5 protein-coding genes are annotated in these 5,708 nt (G+C 69.6%); all 5 read left to right on the top strand.

The window, feature by feature from the left end:
* The first annotated feature begins 64 nt into the window (after positions 1-64).
* On the top strand, positions 65-2,683 hold the full coding sequence (locus tag VIR15_RS17380; protein ID WP_331930038.1) for a UTP--glucose-1-phosphate uridylyltransferase: 2,619 nt from the start codon (positions 65-67) through the stop codon (positions 2,681-2,683).
* 531 nt (positions 2,684-3,214) lie between these two features.
* Positions 3,215-3,715 (top strand): cyclic pyranopterin monophosphate synthase MoaC, encoded by a 501-nt coding sequence (gene moaC, locus VIR15_RS17375; RefSeq protein ID WP_331930036.1) that lies wholly within the window; start codon positions 3,215-3,217, stop codon positions 3,713-3,715.
* Positions 3,708-4,241, top strand: a complete 534-nt coding sequence (locus VIR15_RS17370) for a MogA/MoaB family molybdenum cofactor biosynthesis protein (RefSeq protein ID WP_414654974.1) — start codon at positions 3,708-3,710, stop codon at positions 4,239-4,241. The genes moaC and VIR15_RS17370 overlap by 8 nt, the downstream gene beginning before the upstream one ends.
* Positions 4,242-4,263: 22 nt before the next feature.
* Positions 4,264-4,896, top strand: a complete 633-nt coding sequence (locus tag VIR15_RS17365) for a GNAT family N-acetyltransferase (RefSeq protein WP_331930032.1) — start codon at positions 4,264-4,266, stop codon at positions 4,894-4,896.
* Between the two features lie 70 nt (positions 4,897-4,966).
* Positions 4,967-5,708, top strand: a 742-nt coding sequence (locus VIR15_RS17360; protein ID WP_331930030.1) for a hypothetical protein, incomplete at its 3' end; no start/stop codon positions are given.

Raw genomic sequence — 5,708 nt, 5'->3', positions numbered from 1 at the left:
CGTCACGACTGACTCGCCTGTTGCTCGTCCTGGCCGCACATGGGGTCCATCGTAAGGTGACCCCATGAGCCAGGAGGGGTTGGCGCTCGCCGTCGAGCGTATGCGGGACAGAGGCATGGGGCCCGAGGCCGTCACGGTCTTCGAGCACTATTACCAGCAGCTGGAGGAGGGTGCGCACGGCACCATCCCGGAGGACACCATCGAGCCGCTGGCCGACCTCCAGGAGCTCGGCGAGGTCCGGGTGAGCGACGACGACGCCCGTGCCGCCCTGCGCCAGACCGCAGTCATCAAGCTCAACGGCGGCCTCGGCACGAGCATGGGGATGAGCGGTGCCAAGTCCGCGCTCGAGGTCAAGGACGGCCTGACGTTCCTCGACATCATCGCCAAGCAGGTCCTCGCGCTGCGCGAGGAGTGGGGCGTCGACCTGCCCCTGCTCCTGATGAACTCCTTCCGGACGTCGGAGCAGTCGCTCGAGATCCTCGCGAAGTACCCCACGCTGCCCGTCGACGGACTGCCGCTCGACTTCATCCAGAGCGCCGAGCCGAAGCTGCTCGCCGACAGCCTCCGACCGGCCACGTGGCCCCAGGACCCGGAGCTCGAGTGGTGTCCACCCGGGCACGGCGACGTCTATGTCTCCCTCTTGACCTCAGGCATCCTGGAGACGCTGCTGGAGAAGGGGATTCGCTACGCCTTCATCTCCAACTCCGACAACCTCGGGGCAACCTGCGATCCCGAGGTCGCCGCCTGGATGGTCGAGCGGGGGCTGCCCTACGTGGCGGAGGTGTGCACGCGGACCAAGAGCGACCGCAAGGGCGGACACCTCGCCGTCCGCAAGGCCGACGGGCGGCTCATCCTCCGCGACACGGCCATGGTGGCGGAGGGCGAGGAGCAGTACTTCGGGGACATCAAGCGGCACAACACGTTCCACGCGAACAACCTCTGGGTCGACCTGTCGGTCCTGCGTGATCGCATGGCCGAGCGCGACGGAGTCCTGGGGCTGCCGATCATCGTGAACCGCAAGACGGTCGACCCGTCCGATCCGTCGTCACCTGAGGTGATCCAGCTCGAGTCGGCGATGGGTGCCGCGATCGAGGTCTTCGAGGGTTCGGAGGCGCTGCTCGTGCCGCGGACCCGCTTCCGTCCGGTGAAGACGACGAACGACCTGCTCGTCGTCCGGTCCGACTACTTCGTCCTCGACGACAGCTCGCACCTCGTCGCCGTGGGGGACGGGCCGGAGCCGTTCGTGGACCTCGACCCGGCCTACCGGCTTGTCGGGGGTTTCGAGAAGCGGTTCCCGCACGGGGTGCCGTCGATGATCGAGTGCACGAGCCTGCGGGTCATCGGCGACCCGGTCTTCGGGCGCAACGTCCGCTGCATCGGCGACGTACTCGTCGACGGGTTGGCGCGGGTCGAGGAGAACGCGGTCCTGGAAGGGCCCCGGCAGGGATCGGCGGGGGACACGCGCACGGTCGACCAGCACCTCAAGGCGATCTTGTCGTCGCTCGATCCGTCGCCCATCGAGAGCGTGCCGCTCACCGAGTCGCTCGGCCTCGTCGTCGCGCGAGACGTCCGGTCACGGGTCAACCTGCCGGCCTTCGACAACTCGTCGATGGACGGGTATGCCGTCCAGGCGTCCTCGCTCGAGGGTGCTGACGAGTCGTCGGTGCGCCTCCGGATCGTCGGCGAGGTCGCCGCCGGGGTGGACCCGACCTTCTCCGTCGGTCCCGGCGAGGCGGCTCGCATCATGACCGGCGCGCCCATCCCGCCCGGGGCCGACGCCGTCATCGCCGTCGAGCAGACCGATGGGTCGGCGACCGGTTCGGTCGAGTGCCGGGCCTCCGTGTCGACGGGGCGCTACGTCCGTCCCCGGGGTGAGGATGTGTCCGAGGGGTCGGTGATCGTGTCGGCCGGCGACGTGGTCGGGCCGCGGACGATCGGCCTGCTCGCGGCGTCCGGACACGCCTCGGTCGAGGTCCACCGTCGGCCAAACGTCGTCATCATGTCGACGGGCACTGAGCTCGTCCCTCCTGGAGAACCCTTGGGGCCCGGCCAGATCCACGACTCCAACTCGTCGATGCTGTGGGCCGCCGCGGTGGCAGCGGGAGCCTCCGCGGAGATCCGTGCGGCCGTCGGTGACACGGACGCGGAGCTCCTGGCCGCGCTGGACGACTGCGTGGCGAACGCCGACGTCATCATCACCAGCGGCGGCGTCTCGATGGGTGCCTACGACGTCGTCAAGAGCGCCCTGGCGGACAAGGGCGTCGAGTTCGTCAAGGTCGCGATGCAGCCCGGCAAGCCGCAGGGCTTCGGGTATCTGAGCGGACCCGGAGACCTGCGTGTCCCGATCTTCGCCCTGCCCGGGAACCCGGTCTCGTCGTTCGTCTCCTTCGAGGTCTTCGTGCGTCCGGCGCTGCGTCGGCTGATGCGGCTCGCTCCGGAGAGGCGCCCGGTCGACGTCGCCACGCTCACCTCGGGGCTGCGGTCGCCGGAGGGGCGGCGCCAGTACGGCCGGGCCATCGTGTCGCGCAACTCGGATGGGGCGCTCACGTGCCAGCCGCTTGCCGGCCAGGGCTCGCACTTCGTCGCGGACCTGTCCCGTGCGAACGCCATCTTCGTCGTCCCCGAGGCTGTTACCGACCTCGTGGCAGGCGAGAAGGTCGACGTCATCCTGCTCGACAGCTGACCCGACCCACACCCCAATCGAGTGAACAGAATCCGGGCCGAATCTTGTTCACTCGATCAGTTCGAGGCACGACGATGCGGCATGCCGCTGGGCTCGCTCCCAGCCTGAGTTCCGGCGCGCTCCTACCGAGCGCCTGGTCGAGTGGGCAGTTCGTGCCGGGACTGGGCCACCGACAACCGCACCGCGGGTGAGTCGTTGGCGCTCCAGCTGGGCAGCTCCCGCCGACACATGCGCCACGGCTGAGTTGTGGGAGGTGCTGGGGCACGACGATGCCGTATGCCGCCGGGCTCCCTCCCAAGCACCTCAACAACTGACCTGGTCTGACCCCAATCGAGTGAACAGGTTTCGGACCGAATCTTGTTCACTCGATCAGTTCGAGGCACGACGATGCCGTATGCCGCTGGGCTCGTTCCCAGCCCGACGCTCCCGCGCGCTCCTCCCGCCCTGGCCGCGGCACGTTCGCCAGGGCGAAGTTGTGGTGGCGAGCGGGCCAGTCCGAAAGCTGGCACAGCGCGGTGACATGATGGCCGAGTGGCTGATCAGACTCCTGCCGACCGCGGGTCCACGTCCGGCCTGACCCACGTGCGCTCGGACGGAACGGCGCACATGGTCGACGTGTCCGCCAAGCAGGTCACCGCGCGTCAGGCGAGCGCCCGGGGGCGGGTCCTGCTCAGCGGCGCGGCCATCGCAGCGCTCCGGTCGGGCGCGGTCCCCAAGGGTGACGCCCTGGCCGTCGCCCGCCTCGCCGGGATCCAGGCAGTCAAGCGCACTCCCGAGCTCATTCCGCTCGCCCACCCGATCGCGGTTCACGGCGTGGAGGTCGATGTCGAGGTGGCCGACGACGGGGTCGACATCGAAGCCACCGTCCGGACGGCCGACCGGACGGGCATCGAGATGGAGGCGCTCACCGCCGTCAGCGTGGCTGCCCTCGCACTCATCGACATGGTCAAGGCCGTCGACAAGCACGGGCGGATCACCGATGTCCGGGTGACCGCCAAGTCGGGAGGAAGATCAGGTGACTGGCATGAGTGAGAGCACGCGAACCGACACGGTGAACGACACAGAGGCCGAGCTCGTCGGAGCCGACAAGCGCGGGGTCGTCATCACGTCGTCGAGCCGCGCCGCTGCCGGGGTCTACCCGGACCGGTCCGGACCGGTCATCGTCGAACGGCTCCAGTCGTGGGGCTTCTCGACCGGAGAGCCGATCGTGGTGGCGGACGGCGACGAGTTCGGCCTGACGCTTCGCGACGTGCTCGCCTCGGAGCCGGATCTCGTCATCACCACGGGCGGCACGGGCTTGACGCCGACCGACGTGACACCGGAGCAGACAATGCCCCTCCTCGACCGGCTCGTGCCTGGCATCGCTGAGGGCATGCGCGCGGCCGGTGTGGCCAAGGGTGTTCCCACCGCCATGCTCTCGCGCGGCCTTGTCGGGATCTCCGGCCAGAGCCTCGTCGTCAATCTCCCGGGCTCGCGGGGCGGGGTCTCCGACGGGCTCGACGTGCTCGAGCAGGTCCTCGAGCACGTCCTCCAGCAGCTGCCCGGGGGAGACCACTGAGGACCACGGGACCGCCCGACCAGTGAGACTTCCCTGGCGTCGCAGGCCACAGTCCGCACCGTGGCCCGTCATCCTGCGCGACCGGACGGCGGATCCGGAGGTCGTTCTCCGGCCGCTCCGCATCAGGGACGAGGAGGCGTGGCACCAGCTGCGTCGCGAGAACGCCGACCACGTCCGCCCGTGGGAACCCACGCTGCCGCCGGGTTCCACCTCGCAGCCGGTGAGCTACCGCCAGTTCGTCCATGACCTCGACGAGGAGGCGGCGGCCGACCGAGCGATGCCCTGGTGCATCGAGATCGGCGGGCGCATCGTCGGGCAGGTCCACATCTTCGGCGTCACGCGGGCGGCGCAGCAGTCGGCGGCCGTCGGCTACTGGCTCGCGGAATCGGAGTCAGGGCAAGGGATTGCGACACGGGCCCTGGCCATCGCGATTGACTATGCGCTCGGTCCGGCCGGCCTGCACCGGGTCGAGGTCAACATCCGGGTCGACAACGAGCGCTCGCTCGCGCTGGTCCGCCGCCTTGGGCTCCGCGAGGAGGGCATCCGTGAGCGGTACCTCCACATAGCCGGAGCCTGGCGCGATCACCTGAGTTTTGCCGTCACGAGAGAGGAACTCGAGGCTGAGGGGCTCATTCCACGTTTGTCTCAGTTGTAACACCAGCCACTTGCGCGACACGCACCCGATATGCATCGGCTGGCCCGAGTAGCCGCCTACCGTTGGGTCCGTGCCCGCCAGCAGCCTGATCTTCGTCGTCATCGTGGCGATCTGGGCTGCCTACCTTCTGCAGCACTGGTCGCGCCGCCGGGAGAACGGTGCGGCGGCACGTTCGGTCGACGGATACACCGAGGCCATGCGGGTCCTGGAGAAGCGACCGGTCCTCCCCAGCACCGAACTCGCTGAGCCGCGGCCGCATTCATACCCGGTGGCACCGGCCCGGACCGTCCTGTCGACGGTCGACGTCAAGCAAGCCGTCCCGGCCAGCGCTTCGCGTCGACGTTCGCCGCTCGTTGCCCGGCATCCGTCAAGCGTCGACGGTTCTCCCAGCGACGCCCAACGCGAGGTGGATTCGATGAGCACTGCCCGTGACCGGCGCCCCGGTGCACCACGTCCGGTGAGCCGCGCCCAGCGACTCCTGCGCGCGGCCCTTCTGCTCGTCTCCGTCCTCTGGGTCCCCGTCTCGATCGCCCTCGCCATCACCGGTGTCCTGCTCTGGGCGTCGGTGCCACTCTCGGTGCTGACCGTCGTGGCTGTCCTGGTCTGGCTGCGCACCGAGGCGCGGGCCGACCGGGCGCGCAGGGCAACACCTCGCCGAGCCACGCGCACGACCGCCCCCGCGTCAGAGCCCCTACTCTCCAGCGACGACACGCAGGTCATCCGCGAGCCGCAGCGTTACGCAGTGACCCCGGCGGCTGCGGCCCAGTCCGCTTCGGCTGCCACCCAGTCCGCCACGGCTGCCGCCCAGCCCG

Source organism: Intrasporangium sp., from assembly GCF_036566125.1.
Classification (GTDB): Bacteria; Actinomycetota; Actinomycetes; order Actinomycetales; family Dermatophilaceae; genus Intrasporangium.
The sequence above is the reverse complement of the archived record's forward strand: the minus strand, read 5'-3'. Positions and strand labels throughout refer to the sequence as shown.

Bases quoted from the DNA above. Each gene is read 5' to 3' on its own strand.
- VIR15_RS17370 (WP_414654974.1), top strand. From the start codon at position 3,708: ATGAGTGAGAGCACGCGAACCGACACGGTGAACGACACAGAGGCCGAG.
- VIR15_RS17380 (WP_331930038.1), top strand. From the start codon at position 65: ATGAGCCAGGAGGGGTTGGCGCTCGCCGTCGAGCGTATGCGGGACAGA.